Here is a 24,963-nt window from a genome sequence, read left to right on the forward strand (position 1 = left end):
GAGCCACTGTGCCGGACGCGGGATCAGACGGTCGCGCTGCCGAGTGATGTCACACTGGCCGCGGTTGCGTCGTCTACTCCTCGACAGACCGAAACTCATAGGAGGCTGATAATGCGGATCGCGGTAGTCGGAGCGAGCGGGCGGATCGGCCGCGAGGTCGCCGACGTGCTGAAGAACCAGGGTCACGAGGTCGTGGCGATCACCCGCTCGGCCGGAGTCGATGTGTACAGCGGTGTCGGTCTGGGGCAGGCGCTGGACGGGGTCGAGGTGGTCGTCGACGCGGCCAACACCGCCACCACCGAGACCGCCGCGGTGCGCGACTACTTCCGCACCATCGCCCGCAACATCCAGCAGGAGTCGGTGGACGCGGGTGTGCGGCGGATCGTGGTCGTGTCGATCATCGGCATCGACGCGTTCACGGCCGGGCATTACGCCGGGAAACTGGCCCAGGAGCAGGCCTACCTGGAAGGTCCGGTGCCGGTGCGGATTCTGCGGGCCGCGCAGTTCCACGAGTTCACCGAGATGATGCTGGACTGGACGACCCAGGGTGACACCGCCTATGTCCCGCAGACGCGGACCCAGTTGGTCGCGGCGCGCACCGTCGCCGAACAGCTCGCCGAACTGGCTGTGGCCGAGGACGCCCCCGACCGGCTCGACATCGCCGGACCCGAGCAGCTCGACCTCGCGGTCGCCACCGCGAAACTGGCTGCGCGGCGCGGCACTCCGCTGCACGTCCAGGAGATCCTCGACACCGCCGATCCCAACCATCAGGCGCAGGCCGGCGGTGCGCTGCTGGCCGGGGACGGTGCGGTCATCGCCGGACCGACCTTCGAGCAATGGCTGGACCGGAACTATCCGGTGCGCTAGTCCTCGCGCACGATGATGCCCGCGGCCTGCGCGAACGCCGGAGCGAGATCCATCAGCTGCCCGTAGTTGATGGTGGCGCCGCGCAGGGCGTCCAGGCCGCTGGCGATGTCGATGGACCGGGCGCCGCGCAGGTCCACATCCTGCAGCCGGGCCCGGTCCAGGGCGATACGCATCAGGGTCGAGCCGGGAAAGGTGATCTGGCGCAGCGCCGCCTCGGCGAAGTCGACATCGCGCAGGACGCAGTCGACGAACTCGACTTCGCGCAGGTTCGAGTTGCGGAAGTTGACCGACTCGAACTTGCAGCCCTCGAAACGGATCCGCCGCAGCCCGGCGCTGACGATCTCGACCCCCGACCACGCGGAATCGACCAGTTCCGCGTCCTGCCAATCGGATTGGCCGAGATTGGTGCCGACCAGGCGGACCCCGCGCATCCACACATCGGCGAAGCGGGTGAAACGCAGGCTGCCCCGCAGCACGGTCAGCTCCGTCAACGCGGATTCGATGAATCGCGAACCCCGGCAATCGGGCTCCTCGAGCTGCTGGTCGGCCACATGCGCGTTGTCGTATTCCTGATCGGACTCCAGCTCGCCGTCGAAGGGCGTCAAGCGGCGGGCGAAGGGGAGATCGGTCAGTGCGCGCGACATGGCTTCGAGCCTAATCACCCGGGTGGACCGGTGAACGCCTGCCATGAGGGCGAGCGCGGTGTTGGCGACCGCTGGTTCGGGGTGCGGCATCCGATCGTGCTGGCGCCCATGGGTGGAACGGCCGGTGCGGCGCTGGCGGCGGCGGTCTCCAACGGTGGCGGGCTGGGCTCCGGAAATGCTCTGTCGGGCTGGGCGACACGAACCGCTGAGCGTTCGAAGCGGCGTTCAGCATCCTGCTGCCGAGCGCGGATCCTGCTGCTGAACGGTGCCCGCCGCCTACGAGGACCGCTTTGGGCGCTCCGCTGCCGGTTGCACCGGCACCGACCGGTGCCTGTCTGCGACGATGTCGAATGTGATCTGGCCGGTTCGCCTACCTCCCGCCGACCTCGTCGACGGTGCTCTGTCCCTGCGGGAGTACGGCTCCGCCGACGCCGAGGGCTTGTTCGAGGCGCTGCGCGATGAGCGGGTATGGGAACACATTCCGCGCGCGGTTCCGCTCGACGCCGCCGCACTCGACTCGATGATGCAAGCCGCCTCGCAGCGGCTGAGATTCACTGTGCGCCACCATGAGACGATCGTGGGGACAACCGCGATCAGCTTCGACCCGTCCGAACCGGTAGGCGTGGAGATCGGTGCGACGATGTTCGATCCGGCGGTGTGGGGGACGGGCATCAATTCGCGGGTGAAGCAGTTGCTGATACCGGCGCTCTTCGCTCGGGAAGTGGCGTGGATCCAGTTCCGGACCGACGAACGCAATGGTCGTTCGGCCGCCGCGATCCGTAAGCTCGGCGTGACCGATCTCGGTGTCCGCCAAGACGATCTCGTCCGCCGCGACGGCAGCGTGCGGCGCAGCCGGTTCTTCCGTCTCGAACGCTCGCAGGCCGTCACCGAAGCGCCCACTGGTAGCGCGCGATGACGAAAGAACAACGCCGTCGGGTGCTCGCGGTGAGTGCGGCGCGGTACCTCTGGAAGACCTACCACCAGCATGTAGACGGCTGCGAGGAAGTTCTGCGGCTGCGCCGACTCGGGTCGGTGGCGGGCTGACACTGGTCGTCCGCCTTGACGGGGAGCGCCACATCCCCGACGGCGGGGTGTCCGCAGCCGGTGTCATCTGGGTGGGCGACCGATCGCTGAATCTGAACAAACCGGGTGTCGTCCGCGCGTTCATCAACGCCGCGGTCGATGCGGGCTGGATGTTCGAGGCACGCACTGTCGGCCGCCGAAACGGCTGGGACCTGCTCGACGCGGCGTCCGCCATCGGCTCATCGGCGCCATAAGACCGAACACGGGTGTCCGGGGATGACTGTTACTCCTATGGTGGCCCTGACAGGGTCTCCCTACGGGGGCGCGGGCTGCAGCAAACTAGGCGTATGCGCTATCGACTCTTCGGCTCCACCGGATTACGGATCTCGGAAATCATCTTGGGCACCATGGGTTTTCGTGATCCCGCCCAGGCGCGGGCGCTGCTCGAGGCCTATGCCGACGCGGGCGGGAATGTGCTCGACACCGCATCGGCGTATGGCACCAGTGAGGAGGTGCTCGGTGCGGTCATCGAGGGCCGGGATCGGTTCGTGCTCGGCAGTAAATACACGCTGACCCGGGATGCGGCGGATCCGAATGCGGCGGGTAATCACCGTAAGAACCTGACGTTGTCGCTGGAGCAGAGTTTGCGGCGGTTGCGCACCGACTATCTCGACATCTACTGGGTGCACGTGTGGGACCGGCACACTCCGCTGGAGGAGACGATGCGCGCCCTCGACGATGCGGTCCGCTCCGGCAAGGTCCTGTATCTGGGTGTTTCCGACGCCCCTTCCTGGGTGGTCGCGCGCGCCAACACCCTGGCCGAATGGCGTGGGTGGACACCGTTTTCCGGGTTGCAGGTGCCCTACAACCTGCTCTCCCGCGACATCGAACGCGAACTGCTGCCCATGGCGGAAGCGTTGGGTCTCAGCGTCACCGCCTGGGCGCCTTTGGCCGCCGGCAAGCTCACCGTGAGCGCGTCGAGCCAGCGCGTGGATCCGGCCGAGCTCACCGAAACCGAACGTGCGGCCGCCGCGGCTGTCGCCAAGGTCGCCGCCGAGCTGGGTGCCACCCCGGCCCAGGTCGCTCTCGCCTGGATCCGGCACCGCTCGACCGCGGTGCTGCCGATCATCGGCCCGCGCACCGTCGCTCAACTCCAGGAAAATCTCGGCGCGCTCGACCTCGAGCTGCCCGCCGAAGCGATCACCGACCTGGAATCGGCGGCTCCCTTCGCCCGCGGCTTCCCCGCTGACTTCATCGCCGAATGTGACGAGTCGGAATTCGTGTACGGCGGCGCCGCCACCTCGGTGCTCCCGCGCTAGCGATCGCCACGGGGCTCCTACGCTAGCGATCGCCGCGCTGGGGTCAGGTCGGTGACTGTCGCGCTGTTCGAGCTATGTTGTCGAACGCTTCTCGGCGCCCGCACTGCGCGGAGACCAGAAGTCGGGCAGAATGCACGCCCGGGGACCTAGCGCAGTACATCTGAACCGGGTGCTCGGCGTTATCAGGCATGCTCGCCAGTCCTCGATGCTCGCCGGTTCTCGTCGTGTGGGAGATCTGCTGAGCGCGGAGCTGCCCTGGTCATCAGCTCACTGGCCCGGTGCTCGATTCGAACGTGATCCCTGTCATGCGCCGGTTTCGGCGTCCTTGGATTCCGCCTGAGCGAAACCATTGACATTCCCTCAGAGCCCGATATGCGCAGCTCGACGGCGGGGTCGGCGGCCCGGGGGAGACTCGCTCGGCGAGCCCCGAACGCAGGGGACTCGACCACACCTTTACCCTCGAATCATGCAGTCCTGGTCCGATACCGCCCTACCCACCGTCCCCGGAGCAGGGCCGCCGTTGCGGTTGTTCGACACCGCCGACCGGCAGGTGCGGCCGGTCACCCCCGGGCCCACGGCCACCATGTACGTCTGCGGCATCACCCCCTATGACGCCACCCACCTCGGGCACGCCGCGACCTATCTGACCTTCGACCTGGTCAACCGGTTGTGGCGCGACGCCGGTCACGACGTGAACTATGTGCAGAACGTCACCGACGTCGACGATCCGCTGTTCGAGCGCGCCGCCCGCGACGGCATCGACTGGCGCGACCTGGGGACCCGGGAGATCAACCTGTTCCGGGAGGACATGACCGCGCTGCGCATCGTCCCGCCGCGCGACTACATCGGCGCCATCGAATCGGTCGACGAGGTGGTGGAGCTGGTGGAGAAGCTGCTCGCCGCCGGCGCCGCCTACACCGTCGAGGACGCCGAGTACCCCGACATCTACTTCCGCGCCGACGCCACCGAGCAGTTCGGCTACGAATCCGGCTACGACCGCGCCACCATGGAGCGTTTCTTCGCCGAACGCGGCGGCGACCCCGACCGCCCCGGCAAACGCGACACCATCGACGCCCTGCTGTGGCGTGCCGCCCGCCCGGACGAGCCGTCCTGGCCCGCCCCCTTCGGCGCCGGACGTCCCGGCTGGCACATCGAGTGTGCCGCGATCGCCCTGAACCGCCTCGGCCCCGAATTCGACGTCCAGGGCGGCGGCAGCGACCTGATCTACCCGCACCACGAATACTCCGCCGCGCACGTCGAAGCCCTCGGCGACACCCGCCGCTTCGCCCGCCACTACGTCCACGCCGGACTGATCGGCCTGGACGGGGAGAAGATGTCGAAGTCCAAGGGCAACCTGGTCCTGGTCTCCGAGCTGCGCCGCGCCGGCACCGACCCCGCCGCCATCCGCCTGGGCCTGCTCGCCGGTCACTACCGCGCCGACCGCATGTGGACCGGCGAGGTCCTCGCCGACGCCGAACGCCGACTCGACCTGTGGCGCCGCGCCGCCGCCCTGCCCACCGGCCCCGCGGCCACCGACACCGTCGCCCGCCTGCGCCAGCACCTCGCCGACGACCTCGACACCCCCAAAGCCTTGGCCGCAGTAGACAACTGGGCCGAACAAGCACTGTCCTACGGCGGCCCCGACCAGGACGCCCCGGCCCTGATCAGCACCGCCGTCGACGCCCTCCTCGGCGTCCAGCTGTAACCCGCGGAGGCACCGCTCACATCCGGTACCGGCTTCGCATCCGCGCCCTTCAAACGGCGCAGGTGCAGTACAGCCGGGTGCACAGATCGGGTTCGCGCCCCACGCCGACATCGCCTGCCGCCGTTCGGTCGCGTGTCCGAGATGATCACGGCCCTGATCCAGGGAAACAGGCCCGCGAATCGCTCCTCGGAGTAACTCGCCGAAAGTGTCGAAATGAGCGGCTGATCTGAGGATCGCCTCCTGTGACACCGGCTCGCGGTGCTGTTCTAGTGGCGACGAGGTGCATTGCGCGAACGGTCGAGGCCGGGCAAGAAGGGCTATCGCGGTCGTAGGCCGGCGCGGCGAGGGAGTTCCGCGGCTCGGTCTCCGCGCACCCGAAGCAGCCCATCGCGGCGCGTTTTTGTGGCTGCTGGTAGTCGGCGGCTGTGCTGCGGGGGATCGGCGTGGATGGCCGGCTGCGGCGGTCCGGCCCTTGTCGCCGGAAGTGGGAGTGGGTCGCGGGCGGCACCGCCGTGATCGGCAGGCGGCGCGCAGGGGTGTGGCTGGGGAAGAGCTGCGGCCTTACTGTTCGGCCGCGTCGAACCCTGACAGTCGAGTGCCGAATACGGCCGGGTGGCAGCTGGGGTGAGGCTCGGCAGGCTCTTGTCGTGGATCGTGGGCGTGGGTGGCACCGGAGTGCTCGGCGGGCAGGGGTAGTCGGTGCAGCGGTCCGGGCCTTGTCGCGGAATGGAATTCGTGGTGGGCTGCACGCGTGTGCAATCTTCATCCTCGGCGGTTGATCGGGCGGCGGACAATGTTGGGTGGGGTGTTGGGGGCGGGGGTGTTGCTGGCGGCGGGCCGGTTGCAGGCCTCGGCCGGGCCGGGGGATCCGCGGACGGTGGGTGCGCGGCAGCGGTTTTTCGGGGCCGAGAATGTCGATGCCGAGATCGGGGCGGTGCGGGCCGACCGGGTGGTGCTGTCGTGGGTCGGATGTGCCACTTACGCAGTGGCTTTCGCGGGTTCGGTGCTGTTGCTCGATGCGTGGGTGCCGCGGCTGACCAGTTCGGGGTATACGCCGGCGACTCCGCAGGATCTTGCCGATCTGCGTCCCGAGGCGATCTTCATCGGGCACGGGCATTTCGATCACGCGGCCGATGCGGGGCGGATCGCGCAGGCCTGCGGGGCGGTCGTGCACGGGACGGCCGAGCATTGCGCCGCGATCCGCGCGCAGGTGGTGGATCCGACGTTTCCGACGGTGGCCCTCGGTGATGTGAACACCCCGATCGGGCAGCGGCACGACTTCACCGTCGGCGCGGTGGAGGTCACCGCTGTCCGCCACATTCATTCCGGGCCGACCGCGCCGGACCGCGACGACCCGGCGTCGGCGGTGTTCCCGGCGCCGGAGTTGTGTGCGCTGGTGCAGCATCCGCCGTCGCTCGCGGGTGTGCTGCAAAGTCTGCCCCGCTTGCTCGACGCCGAGAACGGGGTGCTGCTCTATCAGTTCCGGGTTCCCGGTTTCTCGCTGGTCTGGCACGACTCCGCGGGTCCGCTGACCGAGAAGGCTCCGCAGGTTTTCGATGTGCTGGCCGGTCTTCCCGGCACCGACCTGCATGTCGGCACCATTCAGGGTTTCAACCAGTTCACCAACGGCCTGCGCGACCCGCGCACCTACATCGAGGCGCTGGGCCCGGCGCTGTTCGTCCCGACCCATCACGACAACTGGCTGCCCGGTATCACCTCCAGCGCGGCCGCCTACGACCCGCCGCTGCAGGCCGAACTGGCGCGCATCCCCTCGGGTTCCCGCCCGGAATTGCGTTCGCTGCACGATCCGGTCGACTATCTCAACCCCGCTCGGCTCACCTTCCGGCTCTGATCGCTGCTCACCGTTGCCGAACCGTGTCTGAAACACCTGCGCATCAAAGTTTGCTGAACATACGCTGGCGCGGTGGCATCGGTACCGTCTCCCATGCTGGCGACCGCAGGACGGCCGCCCGATCAGCCCGACCGATGGGCGATCGAGATGAAGTGGGACGGCATCCGGGCCGTGGTCCGATGTGACGGGGATTCGTGCCGGTTCTTCAGCCGTAACAGCCGCGACATCACCCGCTCGTTTCCCGAATTGGCCAGTGCGTTAACGGAATTGGCGGCGGGACGCAGCTGGGTACTCGACGGTGAGATCACCGCGCCCGAACCCGCCTCCGGCGCACCGTCCTTCGCGCGGCTGCAACGCCGGATGCATGTGCACAAACCCGCGCCGGCGCTGCTGCGCGAGGTGCCGGTCGAATACTTCGCTTTCGATTTGCTGGAACTCGAAGGAGAGTCACTGATGAGCTTGCCGTACCAGGAACGCCGCGACCGTCTCGCCACCCTGGACCTCGAGGGGCCCGGCGTGCGTACCTCGCCGTACTGGGTCGACGTCGACGTCGACACCATGCTGGCCCTGGCCCACGAACATCACCTGGAAGGCATCGTCAGCAAACTGCTCACCTCGCCCTACCGTCCCGGCACCCGCTCACCGGCGTGGATCAAGACCCCGTTCCGGCGCACCACCGAAGCCGTCGTCGCCGGCTGGCTGCCCGGCAACGGACGCTTCTCCACCACCTTCGGCTCCCTGGTGCTCGGCGCCTACGACGACGCCGAGCGCCTGGTCCACATCGGCAATGTCGGCACCGGCTGGACCCTGCCCGCCCGCCGCGCCCTGCAAACCGACCTCGACCGTCTCGCCCGCCCCGACAGTCCCTTCGACATCGACCCTCCGGCCGCGATCGCCCGCACCGCGCACTGGGTCGACCCGACCATCGTCGCCGACGTGGAATACCGCGAGGCCAGCCTGGACGGTTTGCGTCATCCGAGCTGGCGCGGCATCCGCATCGACAAGACCCCGCACGAGGTGCGATTGCCCGCGTCGGACGGGTGAGGGCACTCAGGCGCTAGCCACCGTAGAGGCGAGTGAACTCCTGGCCCGGGTCGACGGCGGGCACCGTGTAACTCGACGAATTGCCCTCGACGGGCGTTTCCGCCACGTAGCGGGCGGGTTCCGCGGGCAGGCGGCGCCACCGGGCGCGTGGATCATCGACCTGCTCTTGATGACTGTTCGACGACATGATGTCCCCCTCCGGAATCGTCACCACATGCTACCGGAATTGCGCCTCCGGGACGGGAGGCGTTGCGGCAGAGCCCAATCCGGGACTGCGTTCAGTCACCCAGGATCAGGCGGGAGGCGCTCTGGATGATTTCGGTGCGCGTGCCCGTTCGATGCCCGGCGGCAATGAGATAGTCGGCGATCATCAAGGAGAAGGCGAGCATGCTGCGCGCCTCGACCTCCCGCGGGTCGCTGTGCAGCGTTCCGATGAGCTCACGGAGATAGTCCATCCGGCTGTTGTCGACGCGCTCGAGCCGGGCGGCGACGGCAGGTTCGCGGCGGGCCCATTCCCGTACGGCCATATCGATGGGCAGTAGTTCCTTGGAGAGGGTCAGCCTGCCCGCCTTGCGGACTTTGCTCTTGGCGTCGCCGCCTTCTTCGTCGAGGCGCTGGAGGACCTCGTCGATGCTGCGATGCTCCCAGCTGTCGAGGACGGCATCGAGCAATTCCTGGCGGCTGGCGAACTGTCGATAGAACCCGCCCCTGGTGACACCCAGTTCCGCGGCCAGGGTTTCGACGCGGACAGCCTCCGGCCCGGAGGCGGCCAAGATCGCCAGAGCGGCATCGATCCAAGCCTGACGGGGAGTGCGCACCGGAGGGGCCATCGGCAGTCAACCAATCAGTTGTGGGGCTATTGATTACATCATCAACGATAGATACAGTACCGTGCTGTATCCATTGGTAGACCGGCAGCCGGTCACCGACGAGAACGATCGATGGGGATTACCTATGACGCACCTCAGCGCGAGTGCGAAGCATGCCGAGTGGTCGAGTGTCGACGCAGTAGACGTCGACACCGAAATGCTTGCCTTCGCCACATTGGCCGACATCGGTCACAGCGACGCACACCTGTTGCGCACCAACCGCTCTGCCGATCGTTCGGCAGAGCAATGGGCCCGGGCAATCCTGGAGGACGTGCCCGGCGAGGTGCGGGCGGCGCTCGAGCGGGCCTGGAAGGTCATCGCACTGGGCTTGGCCCCGGTCGGCACCGAGCGCACCGTCGCGGGGTGGTCGATCGCGCACGCCAGCCCTGATTACGTCCTGTTGCAGACGGAGTCCACCTTCGGTTTCGCAGGGCAATTGCTGGTCCGGCGCAGCGAAAAGGGTGTTCTTCTGGCGACTTTCGTGCAGTTTCACGACCCGGCCGCGCGAGCTGTCTGGGATCGGGTGCTGCCGACACACCTGGGGTTCGTGCAATCGCTGCTCGAGGCTCTGGCCGATCGGCTCGAGCAAACCTCGCGAGAACCCATAGCCGGACCAGACCCGCGGTGACACCCACGCACTGTCACGGAGCTCGGACACGCCGTGTCTTATGCCCGAACTTCATGAAACGAAGGAGCACACCTTGACCATAAACACCGATGTGGTCGTTATCGGCGGCGGATACGCAGGCGTGATGGCCGCCAACCGCCTGAGCCGCCGCGACAACGTCAGCGTGACGCTGATCAACCCGCGCGCCACCTTCGTCGAGCGAATCCGCTTGCACCAGTTGGTAGTCGGCAACGACGACGCGGTCGTGGACTACCAGGATGTTTTGGCGCCGAGCGTGCGCCTTGTCGTCGACATGGTCATCGAAATCGACCCCGACAACCGGCGCTTGACCTTGGCGGCACACCACGCCGTCGACTACGACTACCTGATCTACGCGGTAGGCAGCGGCAGCGCCGACCCGCAGGTTCCCGGAGCGGCCGAGTTCGCTTACCCGATCGCCACTATCGAGGAGGCGCAGCGCCTGCGCCCGGTCCTCGACACCACCCCGGCGACAGCGGCGGTCACTGTCGTCGGATCGGGTCCGACCGGCATCGAAGCCGCTGCCGAGCTGGCCGAGGCGGGCCGCTCCGTGACCCTGATCTGCGGCGACATCCTCGGCCCCTACCTGCACCCGAAGGGCCGCCGCTCGGTGGTCAAGCGGATGAACAAACTCGGTGTGAGCTTGGTGGAGGGCCCTGCGGCGAAGGTGACCGCGGTGACTCGCGACGCCGTGCACCTCGCCGACGGCACCTCGTTGCCGAGCGCGTTGACCATCTGGTCCGTGGGCTTCGGGGTGCCCGACCTGGCTGCCCGCAGCGGACTGCGCACCGACGCGCTGGGCCGCCTGCTCACCGACGAGACCCTGACCAGCATCGACGATCAACGCATCCTTGCCGCGGGCGACTCGGCCGCCCCGTCCAACCTGCCCTTTCGGATGAGCTGCCAGGCCGCGGGCCCCTTGGGCGCGCACGCCGCCGACACCATCCTCAGCCGGATGGCCGAGGAAGAACCCGCACCGATCAGCCTCGGCTTCGCCGGCCAGTGCATCAGCCTGGGCCGCCAAGCCGGGATCTTCCAATTCGCCACCAAAGACGACACGGCGAAGAAGATGTACCTGGGTGGACGGCCCGGGGCGAAGCTGAAGGAATTCATCTGCAAGCACACCGTCAAAGCGCTGACGGACGAGGCGCACAAGCCGGGCTCATATTCTTGGGCCAAAGATGACCAGCGCGCAGTGACACTGCAAGACCGTCCCGAAAAGTCGCTGACCACCCGCTGACACCAGCGTCTGCTGGCCATGCCCGTTGCCCCTGGGTGACACAGGCACAGAACATCCGGAAACGCCGCTGATCGTGTTGCCCGGCAGGCCAATCGCTGCCGGGCATTGTCCGGTGATACCACGGTCCGAGACGGTCCGCGAACGATCAACGGGCCGAACCCATCACAGCCGTCGACGTCGAGCGGGTCTGGCGGGTCGGCAGGCGTACGTCGGGATCGAGGGCGGCGAGTCGTTCCGGAGTGGATTTCTCCCATTGCTCAACCGCATGCCGGCATTCCTCATGTGTCCACTCGCCGTAGCCGCCGTCCACCTCGTGCGACAGGTTTCCCGGTGTTCCGTACTCGAACGGATCGCCGTCGACTCCCACGTCGCGGAATCCGCGGGGGCGACCTCCGATAGCCAATCCCCTCGGTAAGGACCGTGGCCCGAGGACCACACGGCGAATGCTGACAGCATCTGGCTGCAGGAGTACGGCCTGGCCTCGTTCACCGAGGTGGAGGCGGAGCTGGCGGCGTGAATCACCGATCAGGCGCGGCGCGCCAGTCGCCGTTGTGGGCGCTTCTGATCGGTGATAGAACGGGTGCCATGCGCCGGTTGCTGGTCACCGAGAACATCACCGCCGACGGGCGGATCGAGATAATCGACGAGTGGTTCGGCCCGACTCCTGACGCGGGCATCGAGGACTGGCTGCACGCGACGAAGCGCGTCGGCGCGTCCTCCGACGCGGTGCTGCTGGGCCGGCAGACCTTCGAGGACTTCCGCGGCTACTGGCCTCAGCACACCGACGAGCCGGCAGGTGCGTACCTGGACGAAGTGCAGAAGTACGTCGTCTCTTCATCGATGACGGATCCGCAGTGGCGCAACTCGACGATCCTCTCCGGTGACCCGGTCGAAGAGGTGCGTCGACTCAAGGAGTCCGACGGCGGCGACATCACGTTGAGCGGCAGCCTGACCTTGGCGCACGCCGTGCTGGCAGCCGGGCTCGTGGACGAGATCCGGCTGCTCGTCTTCCCCGCCGTCCAGGGCCGTGGAAAGAGTCTGGTCGCTGAGGGCACCTCGTTCTCCCAACTCGAACTGCTCGAATCACGGGCGTTGCCTTCCGGCGTGGCTCTGCTCCGATACGCCGTGACCAACGGCTGAGCTGCCCGGGGCCTCGATCGGGGATATGGAAGAAGAATCCGGTCGAGGACGTGCACGGTAGGTCGGGTCTAGTGGAAGGAGCCTGACTTGGTGGCCTTGATGGGTGTGGTGAATTACCTCGAACTCGGTGACGGTGCCGATGGTCGGCCACTGCTCCGGAGAGTCTGGAAGGTGGAGTACATCCACGAATCCCCTTGGTGGCGTGCCCAAGTCGACAAACAACCCTACGGTCCCTGGTCTGGGGATCTGGGCGACCACGCCGGTCATGTGTTGGCCGATCGGGTAGATCTTGCGGGCGATTTCCAGGTTCAGTTCGGTCGGGTCATGGTCGGTCATCGTCCGCCCATTTCAACCAGTTGAGCGTCAGTCGTCAACCACGACTGCTGTTCCCTGGGGTTCCGGTAGTAACCGCCGAAAAACCAACGGATATGCCGTGGCTGGTCGCGGGTGCGAGCGCGTTTGGCGGCGGTGGGCTGCTTCTTCGGTGACATGCGTACTCCAGGTCTCGGCGGTACCCACGCTTCACGCCGGGCGGTGTACGTCGGGGACCCGCGGTTCCGAATGGCGAGCCCGACATATGCAGAAGTTAGGACTTACTGCGTGCGAAAAGAATCGCTTGCTGAGCTTTCGCATCCGGGTCGAGCAGCATCTGGGCCTCGACCACGAATCCGGCATCGTGCAGCCAGGATGCCACCTGGTCAGGCTGACGGCGGTGGACATGGACCTTCATCGGGTGACCGCCGTAGCCCTCCGTCTTCAACCGCGACTCGTCGCCGATGTGAAACAGGAGTTGCAACGGTCCGCCGGGACGCAATGCTCGGTGGAAGCGTCCGAATACAGTCGGCACCTCGTCGTCTGGGATGTGGATCAACGACTGCCAGGCGAGCAGGCCGGCCACCGAAGCGACGGGCAGGTTCAGTTCCGTCATCGAGCCCACCTCGAACCGCAGGCCGGGGTGGTCGCGCCGGGCCACGTCGATCATCGCCGGGGAGAGGTCGATACCGAAGGCGTCGACACCGAGCTCATGCAGATGGGCGGTGACTTCACCGGGGCCGCAGCCAACGTCCGCGACCGGTCCGCCGCCAGCGGTCCGCACGCTGTCGGCGAACAACGCCAGAGCCGCGCGAAGGTACTGGTGTCCGGCGAGGGCGCCGCGCACTTGGTCGGCATAGCTGACCGCGACCGTGTCATAAGAGGTTCGGGTGTCGGCCAACCAGTCATCCGTGGTCATGACCGGCACGATATTCCATGATCGCGGCGGACTCGGCGCTACCCGAGAACGACGAAGGTGCCTCCACCCGGCCGGGTGGAGGCACCGGTAGGCAGGACGGCATTGCTCATTGCGCGGGCCCGGGAGCCGAACGCCGACGCTGACCAGCAGCTACGCCATATCCGTTGATTTTTCGGCGGTTACTACCGGAACCCCTCCCTCCGCCCTTCGGCTCCGGCCAATCGGGGCAGTCTCGGAACATCGCGTAGTGCACCGAGCGGTCAGCGGAGACGACCCAGCCAGGGCACGAAGCGACCGGTGCGTGCTGCGTAGTCGATGTAGTCGCGCCCGAGGGTTTGGCGCAGATACGGCTCCTCGACGCCTCGCACCTGGATCTGGATGCCTGCCACGGTGCAGGCCAATGCCGCAAGGGCGATTGGATTGGGTGTCGTGAGCGTCAGGCCGGCAAAAGTGGTCATCACGCCGGTGAGGACCGGATTGCGGACCCAGCGGAATGGCCCGGAAGTGATCAGGGGGGTGCGGGCGTCCGGATCTACATCTGCGCGCCATGAGGTTCCCATTGCGAACTGGGCGATCACGCTGAGCGCTGTACCTAGGATCGTGAGTCCCACGCCTGCGACGGCGATCTGGATTCGGTCGAGTATCGGCAATGGAGGCAGGCCGAGCAGTCCTGCGATCGCTGCGGCGACGATCGCCAGGAACCCGGCACTGCTGACGGCTTTCGCCCACCACTGGGTGCTGCCGGGCCGGTCGCGGAACCGGATGTCGGCCCCCTCTGTCCGGCGGAAGTGGACCACGGCGCGCAGCCCGACGACCACCGCGAGCCACAGGCCGATGAGGATCAGAGTCAGCGCCGCCATGGCCGCCTCCTGGATAGCAACTGGTACCAGGCCTGGTCCTTCCACGGTATCGGAGAATGCTCGATCTCCCTTCGGCCGCAGGCGATTCGGATCGTCGGTCTCGTCGTGTTCGGAGAGCCGCTCTATTGCCTCGCAGCGCCGCCGACGCGCCGCCAGCCCCGTTGAGCAGATCCCGCCGACTCACGATTCGGACTGCTGCGGGTCCGGCAGCACTTACCGGAGCGCTTAGCCGGCGAGAGCACGCGCCGCTCCCTGCTGCGGGTTAGGTAGCGCTCATCGGCGCGCTTGTCAGGCGAGAGCACACGCCTCCTGCTGCGGGCTAGGTAGCGCTCATCAGAGCGCTTCGTCGGCGAGAGCACGCGCCGCCTCCTGCTACGGGTCCGGCGGCGCTCACTGGAGCGCCTTGTCGGTGAGGGCACGTGTCGCCTCCTGCGGCGCGTAGGTCGCCAGCGCGGCGATCAGTTTCCGGAGGTCGTCTCGAACTGTTGCGGGCAAGGGTGCGTGGCGGGCGACGTCGAGTTCGTTGGCGATCGTCAGGACGGCGAAGTCGCGCAGTTCGGTTCCCTGGATCGCTCTGGACGTGCCGGTGAATCGGTCGAATACGGGCAGTGGTCGGCGACCGAGCTCTCGGTAGGTTCGGGTGCGGTCGCAGGCGCTGTAGAGATAGACCAGTGCCTCTGCGTCGGGTCCGATCGTGTGTTCGAGGCGGCTGCGGTCGGTGGTCTCCAGCAGGGCGTGTGCGAAACCGTCGGTGCCGTAGGACGCGTGCGAGATCGCGGCCAGCCGGGTTCGTGGGGCGGCGTTCCATTCGACGGTGATCGCGTGGACCCGCAGCAGGTGCTCGTGCAGGGTGCCGCCCGGGTGCTCGAGGTGTTCGGCGCCGAGGGTGTGCTGCAATTCGAACGCGCGGCGCACGACGTCGTCGGATCCGAGCCAGGTGGTGGCGTGGTTGGTCACCAGGCGCGCGAGTTCGGCCGGGGCGTCACGGGCGATGAGGTGGCCGGCCTCTGGCACGTGGGCGAGTGCGACACGGGGGTTGGTGGCGCGGAAGCGGTCCACGTCGGCGTCGCTGAGGGGTGATTGTTTTCCGGCGCGGATCAGCAGGATCGGCAGGTCCAGCGTCGCGGCTCCCGAAAGAAGGTTCGCGCCCGGGCCGAGGATGTCGGCCACCAGTTCGGTGAAGTGCTCGCGCAGTCCGTGGTCGTCGCGCCAGCGGCGGATCCGATCGGGGTCGGCGTCGGGCACGACGTCCACGAGTACCAGCCCGGTGACGCGTTGGGCGACAGCGGGTTCGGCGAGTGCGGCGATAGCGGCGAGCCCGCCGAGGGAGGCGCCCACCACGACGATCGGCGCCTGCTCACGGATCACCATTTCGATGACATCGTCGGCGACCGCGCGCAAGGTTGTTGCCCGCCCTGAGCTTTCCCCGTGGCCGCGCAGATCGAAGGCCACCGTCCGCAGTCCGCGCAGGGCCATGCGTGCCGCGACCGGCGCCCAGACCCCGCGGCGTTCGCCACCAGCGTGCAGCAGCAGCACCGTTGGGCCGGTGCCCGTCACGGTGGCGTGCAGCGTGACGTCGTCCAGGGCGAACTCGATCATCGGCATTTCCGACTCCCCTCAAACCTTGAGATCTCAAGGTAAGTCGGTCGACCTTGGCATGTCAAGGTAAGGTGTCGATCGTGAGCAGAACGCGAAGGGCCCCGGACGAGGCGCGCCGGTTGATCCTCGACGCCGCGGCCGCGCTCCTCGCCGAGGGTGGTGTCGCGGCTGTGCAGGTGCGGGCGGTGGCCGCGCGGGTGGGCATGACCGATGCGGGCGTCACCCATCACTTCGGCAATCGTGAGACGCTGCTCGCCGAACTGCTGCGGCATGGTGGACGCCGGCTTCGGGCCGGACTCGAAGACGTCCTGGCGGAATGGCTGGACCGCGGTGCCGATCTCCTCGAACTCGTCGAGTCCCTCGAACGCCTCTACCGGGGCGGCTACGGCGAACTCGCGGTGGCATTGCACGCGGCGGGCTGGCGCGACCCGGGCAGCGGCATGCTCGATCCGGTCGTCGATGCCCTGCAGCGGCTTCGGCCGTCCGGCAGCGCCATCGACGACACCCGGCACGCGGTCGCGGCCCTGCATCAAGCGATGGCGACAGAAGCGTTGTACGGCAGTGCTTTCCGGCGCAGTGCCGGTCTCACCGGCGCCGCCGCGAACGACTCGGCCCCGCATGTGCACTGGTGGGCCCGTCAACTCCACCTCGCGCTCGGACCACTGGAGCAGACTTCCTGAAGCCTGGCCTGGCCTGGGCAGGCGATACCCGTTCTTCATTGCGGGGTGGAGCAGGGTCAGGGGTTGCTGGGTGATGCAGTACCAGAGCACCGCCATCGTCCCGACGACGAACAGCGGTGACAGCACCCAGGTTTCCACCTTGTTCCCGGTGCGCTCGCGAATCGACTACCGCGGAGGCCCGGCGCGCCTGACGCAGCTTGTTGCGGATGTGGAACAGGGGAGCAGCACATCGAGATCCGCTGCCGGGCCGGGCGCGCTTGCTGCCCTGAGTGACGGCCTGGACTTCGTCAGGTTGCGTCGCTTCCAGGGCTGCGGTGTTTGCGGGCCATCACAGCGCCCCGGTGAGGTCAGCTACTGCGGGTCATCGCACGGCGGCCTGAAACCCGCACCCCGACACCAAGATCATCAGGCACTGATGGCGGGCTTTATCCGCACGATGCCGCCATCAGTGCCTGATGATCTTGATCCCGCGCCAACCTGGTATATGTCGCCCACCTGGTAGGTGTGGCCGCCTGGTGCTTGTCGCCCGTCTGCTCATGTCGCCCGCCTGGTGCTTGTCGAGGTCTGGTGCTTATCGACGAGTCTGGAGCATGTCGACGGTGACGCCGTCGGCATCGTCGGCGACCATCCTGCGTGCGGCTCGGCCATGCTCAGGTCTGCTCTTCGTAGCGAGCGACGAGTGTGGCGGCGCGGTCGTGCAGGGCGGTGCGTAACCATTGCGGGGAAAGAACTTCGGCGTTGGTGGCCAGCTGCCACAGCGCCCACACCGCGTGCCTGCGATCTTGGAAGCTCACTTCCAGCTGTAGTCGGCCGTCTGCGTCGGTCTCCTCGGTGTGCACGGCCAGCGCGGTACCCACCAGCTCCTCCCGCAGTGCCGGGTCCAGCCCGACCAGCACGGTGACCTGGTCGCCGCCGGTACGGAACCGGGTGCTGCGTTCCTGCCAGATCCGGTCCAAATCGACCTGGTCCGGTCGCTCGGCGGGTTCGTCGAGTGCCTCGGCGGCCGCGATCCGCGACAGCCGGTAGGTGCGGTCCGCGCCGGACTTGATGGCCAGCAGGTAGCCCAGGCCGCGGACGGTGACCAGCCCGATGGGGTCCACGGTGCGCCAGGTCGGGTCCTGGTCCTTGGCCGCGTAGTGGATGCGCAGCTTGTGTCCGGCGAACACCGCGCGCCGGACCGCGGCCACCACGGCCACGGGCACCTCCTCGGCGACCAGCCGGCGCGACAGCAGGTCGGTTTCGGGGTCGATGAGCAGTCGCTGGGCGGCGCCGGCCGCGGTGGTCCGATAGCTTTCGGGCAGCGCGTCGACCACTTTGCGCATGCCCGAGGCGAGCGCCGAGCCGAGGCCGAATGCCTGTGCGCCGTCGCGTGATCCGGCGACCAGCAGGGCCAGTGCTTCCTCATGGTTGAGGCCGGTGAGCTCGGTCTGGAAACCGGGCAGCAAGGTGAAGCCGCCGTGGCGGCCGCGGTCGGCGTAGACCGGGATACCCGCGGCCGAGAGCGCCTCGATATCGCGCAGCACGGTGCGGGTGGACACCTCGAGCTCGCGGGCAAGCGCGGTTGCCGACAGTCGGCCGCGCTGGCGCAGCAGCAGCACCAGCGAAACCAATCGGTCAGCGCGCATTGGAAAATTATGTCAGGAATACACGACACAAGGTGTCATGTATTGCTTGAGAAGCTGATCAACATGACAAACGAAATGGCTACCGAAGCGACAAATGATTCGACTCTCGAGGATTCGACCGGGTCGAATGGGGCAGTGCAGCGGGCGGCGGTCAACCCGTGGCCGTGGTCGGTGGCGATGGGGTACAACCAGGGCGAGATCGTTTCCGGGCACACCCGAACCCTGTTCTGCTCCGGGCAAACCGCGATGAGCGCCGAGGGCACACCCCAGCACGACGGTGATATGGCCGCGCAATTGGCGCTGACTCTCGACAACCTGGAGGCCGTCCTCAGCGAGGCCGGTATGTCCCTGGCGAACCTGGTCCGGCTCAACGTCTACACCACCGATGTCGACCTGCTTTTCCAGCACTACGGGGTGCTGGCAGGGCGTTTGGGCGCTGCCGGGGTGGCACCGACCACGACGATGCTCGGGGTGACTCGGCTGGCGATCCCCAGCCTGATGGTCGAGCTCGAAGCGACCGCCGTCGCGTGATGCGACCTCGCCCTCGCCGGTGGGCCGGCCCGAGTAGCAGGCAGATCGGGGATTTCCGATGCGCGAAATAGTGACAATCGGCGTCTACGGATTCACCTCCGAAGCCTTCCTCGGCAAGCTCACCGGCGCGGGCGTGGGGTTGCTGCTCGACCTGCGTCAACGCCGCGGCGTGCGCGGACCCGACTACGCGTGGGCGAACTCGGTGCGACTCCAGCGGATGCTCGCCGCCGCGGGCATCGGCTACCGGCATGTGAAGGAGCTGGCACCGACCACCGACCTGCGTCAACTCCAGTACCGCGAGGACGACCGCCAGGGTGTGGGCAAACGCAACCGCCTGGCCCTGGCGGCGGAGTACACGGAGCGCTACACCCGGGAAATCCTCGACCCCTTCGACCTCGCCACGCTCATGACCGAACTGCCCGTCGACTCGGTCACCGCCGTCCTCTGCGTGGAACGCGATCCACAAGCCTGCCACCGCTCGCTCGTGGTCACGCGTCTGCACACCGAGCACGGCGTGCCGGTCACTCACCTCGGACCGAGCTGAGCGGCGCCCCGGCGTTGGCGGGCCGCCAGCGCCGGGGCGGGGCCGCAAATGCCATCGCCTGTCGGTGCGTCCGAATCACGTTGTGCACGAGCTGATCCGAACCGGTGACCCACGCGGCCCAACAGCTCGACACTGTGCACTTGGGCTTTGGGCTGCGGCCTGATGCAAACCGGTGCGGCGAGCAGGCGAGCGCAGGCGGACAGGATGTCGCGCACGGGTTTGCACGCGCCCAGGCCGCGACGGTGGTGGTGCTGGTGGAGACGAACGCGGTACAGGACGACACCATCGCCCTTGCCGGACATGTCGCCGTGACCGCGGTGTTTCTACGTCGCGACCGCACCGTCGCCTCGGATACCGTTCCCTCGGACGGGAGAACCGGCCGCAACCTCCGCCCGTTCCCTCGGCCGCGAGAACGGGCGGAGGGTTGCCGCCGGGCGGGTGGGGTGTGCGGTGGCGGGGTGATTGTGATCGCTCGTTGTGGGAAACCGTGGACAACGAAGGACACCCGCGGTGGGTGTCGGATGATCGCGGGAGGTGTTGCATTGTCTGTCGACCGGCAGGAGAGCGATGCCGCGACGGGCATTGACAGCCCCGGCGGCCTGACAGATACCGGTGAGCACGCGGCCACCGAACGGTTCGTAATCCATAGTGCGGCGGCGCTGTTGGGTGCGGTGGCCGTCGGTTTGGGGTTCGGGGTGCTCACCGCGCTGGTGCGGGGGCGGTGGGAACCGTTGCAGGCGGCGGATCAAGCCGTGTCCGACAGCGTGGTCGCCGTGGTGGCCGAGAACCCGATGCTGAAGCAGATCCTGACCGTGGTCACCGGGTTCGGGGCGACCGCCATGCTGATCTCGGTGCTCACGGTCGGCGCGCTGTGGCTGGTGTTGCGCGGTCTGCCGCGCCTGGCGGTGTATGTGATCCTCACCGGCGCAGGCGGTTTGATCCTCAACGCGGTGGTCAAGCAGCTCGTCGAACGGTTGCGGCCGGTGGTGGAAACTCCGGTCCACAGCGTCGCCGGATGGAGTTTTCCCAGCGGGCATGCGATGAGTTCGCTGGTCTGTTATGGCGTGGTGGTGCTGGTTTTCGTCCCGATCCAGCGGGCGGGGGTGCGGCGCGCGGTAACGAGTGTGGCGGTGGTGCTGGTGACGGTCATCGGGTTGAGCCGGATCGCACTCGGCGTGCACTACCTCACCGATGTGCTCGCGGGCTGGCTGCTGGGCGCGTTGTGGCTGATGCTGACCGCTGTCGCTTTCGATCGGTGGCGCCGGGACTCCGGCATCGAGGACGCCGGGCCGCTGCCGGGCGACGTGGCGCCGGACTCGGCGGCGGATCTGCGGCCGGTCCCGGTGCGGCATGCGCCCACGATGCCCCATCCGTGGCGCGGGGCCGGCGAGCTCGCGGTGGCGTGGGTGCTACTCGTCGGAGTGCTGCTGGGTATCGGCTTGGCGGTGCGGGAGCTGGCGGCGAATACTTCTGTCCTGCACTGGGATCACCGCGTCGTGGCGATGTTGGCCGAGCACCGCAACGCTACGTTCACCTCCTTGATCGGTGTGTTCGGTGAAATCGGCAACACGGTGGCGATCATCGCGGTCGCGGTGATCGTGGTCGTGCTGGCGGTGGCGGTGCTGCGCAGTTGGCGACCGGTGGTGTTCCTCGGTGTCGCGCTGCTCGGTGAGATCACCGCGTTTCTGACCATCGCCGCGATCGTGGATCGGGATCGGCCCCGGGTCGCCCATCTCAATCCCGACCTGCCGCCCACCGCCAGTTTCCCGTCCGGGCATGTCGCTGCTTCGGTGACGCTGTACGCGGGCACGGCGGCGCTGGTGTGGGCGACGACCCGGCGTTGGCAGTTCCGATTTCTCGCCGCCGCCGCGTTGCTGATTCCTGTGCTGGTCGGGATCCAGCGGCTCTATGCCGGCGCCCATCACCCCACCGACGTCATGGGCGCGGTCCTGCTGGCCTCGGTGTGGACCGCGGTCGCGTGGTGGGTGGTCGACCCGGTCCCGGAGTCTGGTCGATCGCCGGAAACGCGGTAGCGCCGGGCTCGATTCGCGGGCCCGGCGGGGTGTGCGGCAGGGTTGGGCCACCATGACAGACAACGACGACCACGCCCCGACCGGTCGCTGGCGCCACGGCGCGCGGCTCGCGGTGTATGCCGGGTTCCTGCTGGCGATGTTCTATCTCGTTGCCGTCGCGCGGATCATCGACATCGACGGCGTGCGCGCGGCGATCGCGGCCACGGGTCCGGCGGCGCCGCTGGTGTATGTGGCGGCGTCGGCTCTGCTGGGTGCGGTGCTCGTCCCGGGCCCCATTCTGGCCGGGGGCAGTGGACTGTTGTTCGGTCCGCTGCTCGGGACTTTCGTGACTCTCGGCGCCACCGTCGGCACGGCGGTGATCTGCGCTTTTCTCGGACGGCGCGCCGGGCGGGGCAGTGCGCGCGGGATGCTCGGCACCGAACGCGCCGATCGCCTCGACGCACAGATCGCGCGCCGCGGCCTGTGGGCGGTAGTCGGGCAGCGTTTCGTTCCCGGCGCCCCGGATGCGCTGGCCTCCTACACCTTCGGCGCGTTCGGTATTCCGCTGTGGCAGATGGCGGCCGGTGCGTTCATCGGGTCGGCGCCGCGCGCGTTCGTCTACACCGCGCTCGGTGCCTCGATCGGTGATCTGTCGGCGCCGCTGGCCTACACCGCGATCGCGGTGTGGTGCGTCGTCGCGATCATCGGCGCGTTCGCCGCGCACCGTGGAATTCGGAGCTGGCGTCGCCGGGACCGCGATGCGAAATCCGCGCAGCCCTAGCCCGTTCGGCGCACCGAACGGTCTTGTCAATGTCTGAGACACTGCCCTAGATTCGGTGTTCATGGAGTACATCGAGGTGGACGCCCCCGACGGCCCGATCGAGGCGGTCATGGCCCGGCCCGAGGGGGAGGGGCCGTGGCCGGGGGTCGTGATCCTGCACGACATCACCGGTTACAGCTCGGATCTGCGCCACCATGTGCAGATGCTGGCCGACCACGGCTATCTGGCGCTGGGCCCGAACCTGTTCTCCCGCGGCCGCACCCGGTGCATGCGCTCGGTGATGCGGGCGCTGTGGTTCACCGGCGGCACCACCGACGCCGACCGCGAACCGATGCGCGACATCCTGGCCGCCCGCGCCCGCCTGCTCGCCGACCCGGACTGCACCGGGCGCACCGCGATCAGCGGGTTCTGCATGGGCGGCGGGTTCTCCCTGCTGTGCGCACCTGAGGGCTTCGACGCTTCGGCACCGTTCTACGGCGGCCTCTACGGTGACTACCGCACGTTGCTCGACGGCGCCTGCCCGATCGTGGCCAGCTACGCCGGGATGGATCCGACGCTGCCCGGCGCCGCGGCGAAACTAGACCGTGCGCTGACCGATCTCGGTGTGCCGCACGACATCAAGACCTATCCGCGCACCACCCACGGGTTCGCCAACACCTTCCCCGGTGATCAGTTGTTGCGGGTCACCGGGTTCGGGCACAACGCGGCGGCGACCGCCGATGCCTGGCAGCGGGTGTTCGCGTTCTTCGACCAGCATCTGCGCACCTGAGCCTCAGCCGAGCAGTTCGTCGACATAGCACCAGCGCCACGCCTCACCGGGCTCGATACTGCGGATGACCGGATGCTGGGTCTGGTTGTAGTGCTTGGTGGCGTGGTTGCCCGGGGAGGAGTCGCAACAGCCGATCTGCCCGCACGACAGGCACATCCGCAAATGCACCCAGGTCAAGCCTTCGGCCAAACATTGCGCACATTCCGCGGGCCCGGCGGGTTCGGGTGCCAGCGGCGCGGCCCGCAGATGCGCGCAGTCGTCGGCGGAGCTGGGACCCGCCAGCATCTCGACGCGGTCGTCCTCGGTTTCGTCGAAACGGTCGATCATCGATTCCTCGAGATCGAGCCGGGCCAGCACATGCTGGAGGATCTCGTAGTCCATGCCGCCGGCATCACGCACCCGCAGCACCGTCTCGCGTTCGGCCGCCAGCATCGCCAAGCGCAGGCGCCGGTATTCGGCGGTGGGTGTGGCCTGTTCGGCTTCGGAACGGCCGAGGCGTTCCCAGGCGGCGTTGGTTTTCCAGGCGACCCGCTCACGCAGCGAGGCCACCACCGCTTCGGGCGTCTGGGCGGTGACCTCGGCGTCGAGTACCGCCAACCCCGCCGAGGTCGCCTGCGACAGCAGACTCGCCTTCTGCAGCGCGTCCTCGGCGCGACTGGGTCCGCGCAGCTTCAACATGCGCACCAGCCACGGCAGCGATGTGCCTTGCAGCAGCAGCGTTCCCGCGACCACCACCAGCGCCAGCAGTTTGAGCACCGCCAGCTGCGGGGTGTCCTCGGGCAGCAACAGCACCGCGGCCAGGGTGACGACCCCGCGCATCCCGGCCCATGACACTACCGTCGCGTGTTTGGCCATCGACTGATCCGAAGGCACCGTGGTCATGCCGAGCTTGTCGAACAACAGCGCCCACGGGAACACCCACAGCGGCCGCGCCACCATCACTGCCGCCAGCACGGCCAACGCCGCAAACACCAAGGTGCGGTGGTCCAGGCCGCTGTCCCAGGCGCCTTCGACGATGCCGCGCACCTGCAACCCGATGATCAGGAACACCGCGCTCTCCAGAATGAACTGGATGGTGCGCCAGTTGGTGCGTTCGGCGATGCGGGAGGCGGCACTCTGCCAGGCCGGGGCGTTGTGGCCCAGGATCATCCCGCACACCACCACCGCGATCACGCCGGAGGCGTGCACCTCTTCGGCGGGCAGATACGCCACGAACGGCGCCAGGAACGACAGGGTGGTGTCGAGCACCGGGTCGCTGATCCGGCGCCGCAGGAACGCCAGCAGATAGGCGACCACGACTCCGACGAGCGCGCCCCCGCCCGCGGCGAGCAGGAAGTCACCGCCGGCGTTCCACACCGACACCGTGCCGGCCGAGGCGGCGATCGCGGTCCGCAACGCCACCAGCGCGGTCGCGTCGTTGAACAGCGACTCGTCTTCGAGGATCGTCACGATCCGGCGCGGCATCCCGATCCGGCGGGCCACCGCGGTCGCGGCGACCGCGTCCGGCGGGGCGACCACCGCACCGAGAGCGACCGCGACGGCGAACGGCACCGGCAGCAACCACCACACCACCGCCGCGACCGCGAAGGTGGTGAACAGCACCAGCCCCACCGACAGCAGCGCGATGGTCCGCAGGTTCGCCCGGAAATCCACCAGCGAAGTCCGGATCGCGGCGGTGTAGAGCAGCGGCGGCAGCAACCCCAGCAGTACGACTTCCGGTTCCAGATGCACCGTGGGCACGAACGGCAGATACGACGCCGCCACCCCCGCCAGCGTCAGCACCAGCGGTTCGGAAATCCCGAACCGCCGCGCCAAGGCCGTGAGGCTGGCCGCGGACGCTACGAGAACCACCAGGCCGATCGCCATATGCACCGCAGCATTCTCGCAGAGCGTGCGCGTCGGCCCGCGCATCCGCTACCCCGGGGCGAATCGCGGCGCCGGTAGTTGACACGTACCGGAGTGCCGCAAAGCGCGGGTGCGAG

General features: G+C 68.0%; 27 protein-coding genes. 18 read left to right on the forward strand and 9 right to left on the reverse strand.

Going from position 1 to position 24,963, the window contains the following annotated elements; genetic code table 11:
• The first annotated feature begins 111 nt into the window (after window positions 1–111).
• Complete coding sequence (locus IBX22_RS28130) at window positions 112–867, forward strand: SDR family oxidoreductase (protein ID WP_194818697.1); 756 nt, start codon at window positions 112–114, stop codon at window positions 865–867.
• Here the strand turns inward: IBX22_RS28130 and IBX22_RS28135 are convergent.
• Entirely contained in the window at window positions 864–1,511 is a 648-nt protein-coding gene (locus tag IBX22_RS28135; protein ID WP_194818698.1) for a pentapeptide repeat-containing protein, read from the reverse strand. The two genes, IBX22_RS28130 and IBX22_RS28135, sit on opposite strands and share 4 nt — an antisense overlap.
• Before the next feature lie 352 nt (window positions 1,512–1,863).
• On the opposite strand from IBX22_RS28135, the gene IBX22_RS28140 reads away from it, so the two are divergent.
• From IBX22_RS28140 to ligD, 7 genes are all read left to right on the forward strand, one after another.
• Window positions 1,864–2,427, forward strand: a complete 564-nt coding sequence (locus IBX22_RS28140) for a GNAT family N-acetyltransferase (RefSeq protein WP_194818699.1) — start codon at window positions 1,864–1,866, stop codon at window positions 2,425–2,427.
• Complete coding sequence (locus tag IBX22_RS38040; protein WP_255526504.1) at window positions 2,424–2,555, forward strand: hypothetical protein; 132 nt, start codon at window positions 2,424–2,426, stop codon at window positions 2,553–2,555. Before IBX22_RS28140 ends, IBX22_RS38040 begins: the two co-directional genes overlap by 4 nt.
• A 47-nt stretch (window positions 2,556–2,602) precedes the next feature.
• A complete protein-coding gene (locus tag IBX22_RS28145) occupies window positions 2,603–2,788 on the forward strand; it encodes a hypothetical protein (protein ID WP_194818700.1) in 186 nt (61 codons plus the stop codon).
• Window positions 2,789–2,881: 93 nt separating this feature from the next.
• Window positions 2,882–3,853 carry an aldo/keto reductase gene (locus IBX22_RS28150; protein ID WP_194818701.1) on the forward strand — a complete coding sequence of 324 codons (972 nt, stop codon included), beginning with the start codon at window positions 2,882–2,884 and terminating at the stop codon, window positions 3,851–3,853.
• Window positions 3,854–4,319: 466 nt separating this feature from the next.
• Window positions 4,320–5,558: a cysteine--1-D-myo-inosityl 2-amino-2-deoxy-alpha-D-glucopyranoside ligase gene (mshC, locus tag IBX22_RS28155; protein WP_194818702.1), complete on the forward strand. Its 1,239-nt coding sequence runs from the start codon at window positions 4,320–4,322 to the stop codon at window positions 5,556–5,558.
• Window positions 5,559–6,351: 793 nt separating this feature from the next.
• Window positions 6,352–7,410 carry an MBL fold metallo-hydrolase gene (locus IBX22_RS28160; protein ID WP_194818703.1) on the forward strand — a complete coding sequence of 353 codons (1,059 nt, stop codon included), beginning with the start codon at window positions 6,352–6,354 and terminating at the stop codon, window positions 7,408–7,410.
• 72 nt (window positions 7,411–7,482) lie between these two features.
• Window positions 7,483–8,454: a non-homologous end-joining DNA ligase gene (gene ligD, locus IBX22_RS28165; protein WP_375540282.1), complete on the forward strand. Its 972-nt coding sequence runs from the start codon at window positions 7,483–7,485 to the stop codon at window positions 8,452–8,454.
• 13 nt (window positions 8,455–8,467) lie between these two features.
• Here ligD and IBX22_RS28170 read toward each other — a convergent pair whose 3' ends face one another.
• Window positions 8,468–8,641 (reverse strand): hypothetical protein, encoded by a 174-nt coding sequence (locus IBX22_RS28170; RefSeq protein ID WP_194818704.1) that lies wholly within the window; start codon window positions 8,639–8,641, stop codon window positions 8,468–8,470.
• Window positions 8,642–8,732: 91 nt separating this feature from the next.
• Window positions 8,733–9,284 carry a TetR/AcrR family transcriptional regulator gene (locus IBX22_RS28175; RefSeq protein ID WP_194818705.1) on the reverse strand — a complete coding sequence of 184 codons (552 nt, stop codon included), beginning with the start codon at window positions 9,282–9,284 and terminating at the stop codon, window positions 8,733–8,735.
• Between the two features lie 124 nt (window positions 9,285–9,408).
• Here IBX22_RS28175 and IBX22_RS28180 point away from each other — a divergent pair, with 124 nt between their 5' ends.
• A complete protein-coding gene (locus IBX22_RS28180; protein WP_194818706.1) occupies window positions 9,409–9,951 on the forward strand; it encodes a hypothetical protein in 543 nt (180 codons plus the stop codon).
• 40 nt (window positions 9,952–9,991) lie between these two features.
• Entirely contained in the window at window positions 9,992–11,209 is a 1,218-nt protein-coding gene (locus IBX22_RS28185) for an NAD(P)/FAD-dependent oxidoreductase (protein ID WP_375540283.1), read from the forward strand.
• Between the two features lie 145 nt (window positions 11,210–11,354).
• Here the strand turns inward: IBX22_RS28185 and IBX22_RS28190 are convergent, their stop codons facing one another.
• Window positions 11,355–11,576: a hypothetical protein gene (locus IBX22_RS28190; protein WP_194818708.1), complete on the reverse strand. Its 222-nt coding sequence runs from the start codon at window positions 11,574–11,576 to the stop codon at window positions 11,355–11,357.
• 218 nt (window positions 11,577–11,794) lie between these two features.
• Between IBX22_RS28190 and IBX22_RS28195 the strand changes: the two genes are divergently transcribed.
• A complete protein-coding gene (locus IBX22_RS28195) occupies window positions 11,795–12,349 on the forward strand; it encodes a dihydrofolate reductase family protein (RefSeq protein ID WP_194818709.1) in 555 nt (184 codons plus the stop codon).
• A 586-nt stretch (window positions 12,350–12,935) separates the two neighbouring features.
• Here IBX22_RS28195 and IBX22_RS28200 read toward each other — a convergent pair.
• The 3 genes from IBX22_RS28200 to IBX22_RS28210 form a co-directional block, all read right to left on the reverse strand.
• Entirely contained in the window at window positions 12,936–13,580 is a 645-nt protein-coding gene (locus tag IBX22_RS28200) for a class I SAM-dependent methyltransferase (protein WP_194818710.1), read from the reverse strand.
• 260 nt (window positions 13,581–13,840) lie between these two features.
• On the reverse strand, window positions 13,841–14,440 hold the full coding sequence (locus IBX22_RS28205) for an isoprenylcysteine carboxylmethyltransferase family protein (RefSeq protein WP_194818711.1): 600 nt from the start codon (window positions 14,438–14,440) through the stop codon (window positions 13,841–13,843).
• Window positions 14,441–14,830: 390 nt separating this feature from the next.
• Window positions 14,831–16,045, reverse strand: a complete 1,215-nt coding sequence (locus IBX22_RS28210) for an alpha/beta fold hydrolase (RefSeq protein ID WP_228539510.1) — start codon at window positions 16,043–16,045, stop codon at window positions 14,831–14,833.
• 74 nt (window positions 16,046–16,119) lie between these two features.
• Between IBX22_RS28210 and IBX22_RS28215 the strand changes: the two genes are divergently transcribed.
• On the forward strand, window positions 16,120–16,719 hold the full coding sequence (locus IBX22_RS28215; RefSeq protein ID WP_194818712.1) for a TetR family transcriptional regulator: 600 nt from the start codon (window positions 16,120–16,122) through the stop codon (window positions 16,717–16,719).
• A 70-nt stretch (window positions 16,720–16,789) separates the two neighbouring features.
• A complete protein-coding gene (locus IBX22_RS28220) occupies window positions 16,790–17,221 on the forward strand; it encodes a hypothetical protein (protein ID WP_194818713.1) in 432 nt (143 codons plus the stop codon).
• 148 nt (window positions 17,222–17,369) lie between these two features.
• On the opposite strand, the gene IBX22_RS28225 is transcribed toward IBX22_RS28220, so the two are convergent.
• Window positions 17,370–18,344: a YafY family protein gene (locus IBX22_RS28225; RefSeq protein ID WP_194818714.1), complete on the reverse strand. Its 975-nt coding sequence runs from the start codon at window positions 18,342–18,344 to the stop codon at window positions 17,370–17,372.
• Window positions 18,345–18,479: 135 nt separating this feature from the next.
• Between IBX22_RS28225 and IBX22_RS28230 the strand changes: the two genes are divergently transcribed.
• The 5 genes from IBX22_RS28230 (at window position 18,480) to IBX22_RS28250 (ending at window position 22,981) form a co-directional block, all read left to right on the forward strand.
• Window positions 18,480–18,875: a RidA family protein gene (locus tag IBX22_RS28230; protein ID WP_194818932.1), complete on the forward strand. Its 396-nt coding sequence runs from the start codon at window positions 18,480–18,482 to the stop codon at window positions 18,873–18,875.
• A gap of 58 nt (window positions 18,876–18,933) precedes the next feature.
• The gene (locus IBX22_RS28235) at window positions 18,934–19,419 is read left to right on the forward strand and encodes a DUF488 domain-containing protein (RefSeq protein WP_194818715.1); all 486 of its coding nucleotides are present in this window, start codon (window positions 18,934–18,936) and stop codon (window positions 19,417–19,419) included.
• Window positions 19,420–19,961: 542 nt separating this feature from the next.
• Window positions 19,962–21,452, forward strand: coding sequence for a phosphatase PAP2 family protein (locus IBX22_RS28240; protein WP_194818716.1), 1,491 nt, complete (start codon window positions 19,962–19,964; stop codon window positions 21,450–21,452).
• 52 nt (window positions 21,453–21,504) lie between these two features.
• Window positions 21,505–22,212: a TVP38/TMEM64 family protein gene (locus tag IBX22_RS28245; RefSeq protein WP_194818717.1), complete on the forward strand. Its 708-nt coding sequence runs from the start codon at window positions 21,505–21,507 to the stop codon at window positions 22,210–22,212.
• A 61-nt stretch (window positions 22,213–22,273) separates the two neighbouring features.
• On the forward strand, window positions 22,274–22,981 hold the full coding sequence (locus IBX22_RS28250; RefSeq protein ID WP_194818718.1) for a dienelactone hydrolase family protein: 708 nt from the start codon (window positions 22,274–22,276) through the stop codon (window positions 22,979–22,981).
• Between the two features lie 3 nt (window positions 22,982–22,984).
• On the opposite strand, the gene IBX22_RS28255 is transcribed toward IBX22_RS28250, so the two are convergent.
• On the reverse strand, window positions 22,985–24,847 hold the full coding sequence (locus IBX22_RS28255) for a Na+/H+ antiporter (RefSeq protein WP_228539716.1): 1,863 nt from the start codon (window positions 24,845–24,847) through the stop codon (window positions 22,985–22,987).
• Window positions 24,848–24,963 lie beyond the last annotated feature (116 nt).

It is taken from the genome of Nocardia sp. XZ_19_385 (genome assembly GCF_015355755.1).
Taxonomy (GTDB): domain Bacteria; phylum Actinomycetota; class Actinomycetes; order Mycobacteriales; family Mycobacteriaceae; genus Nocardia.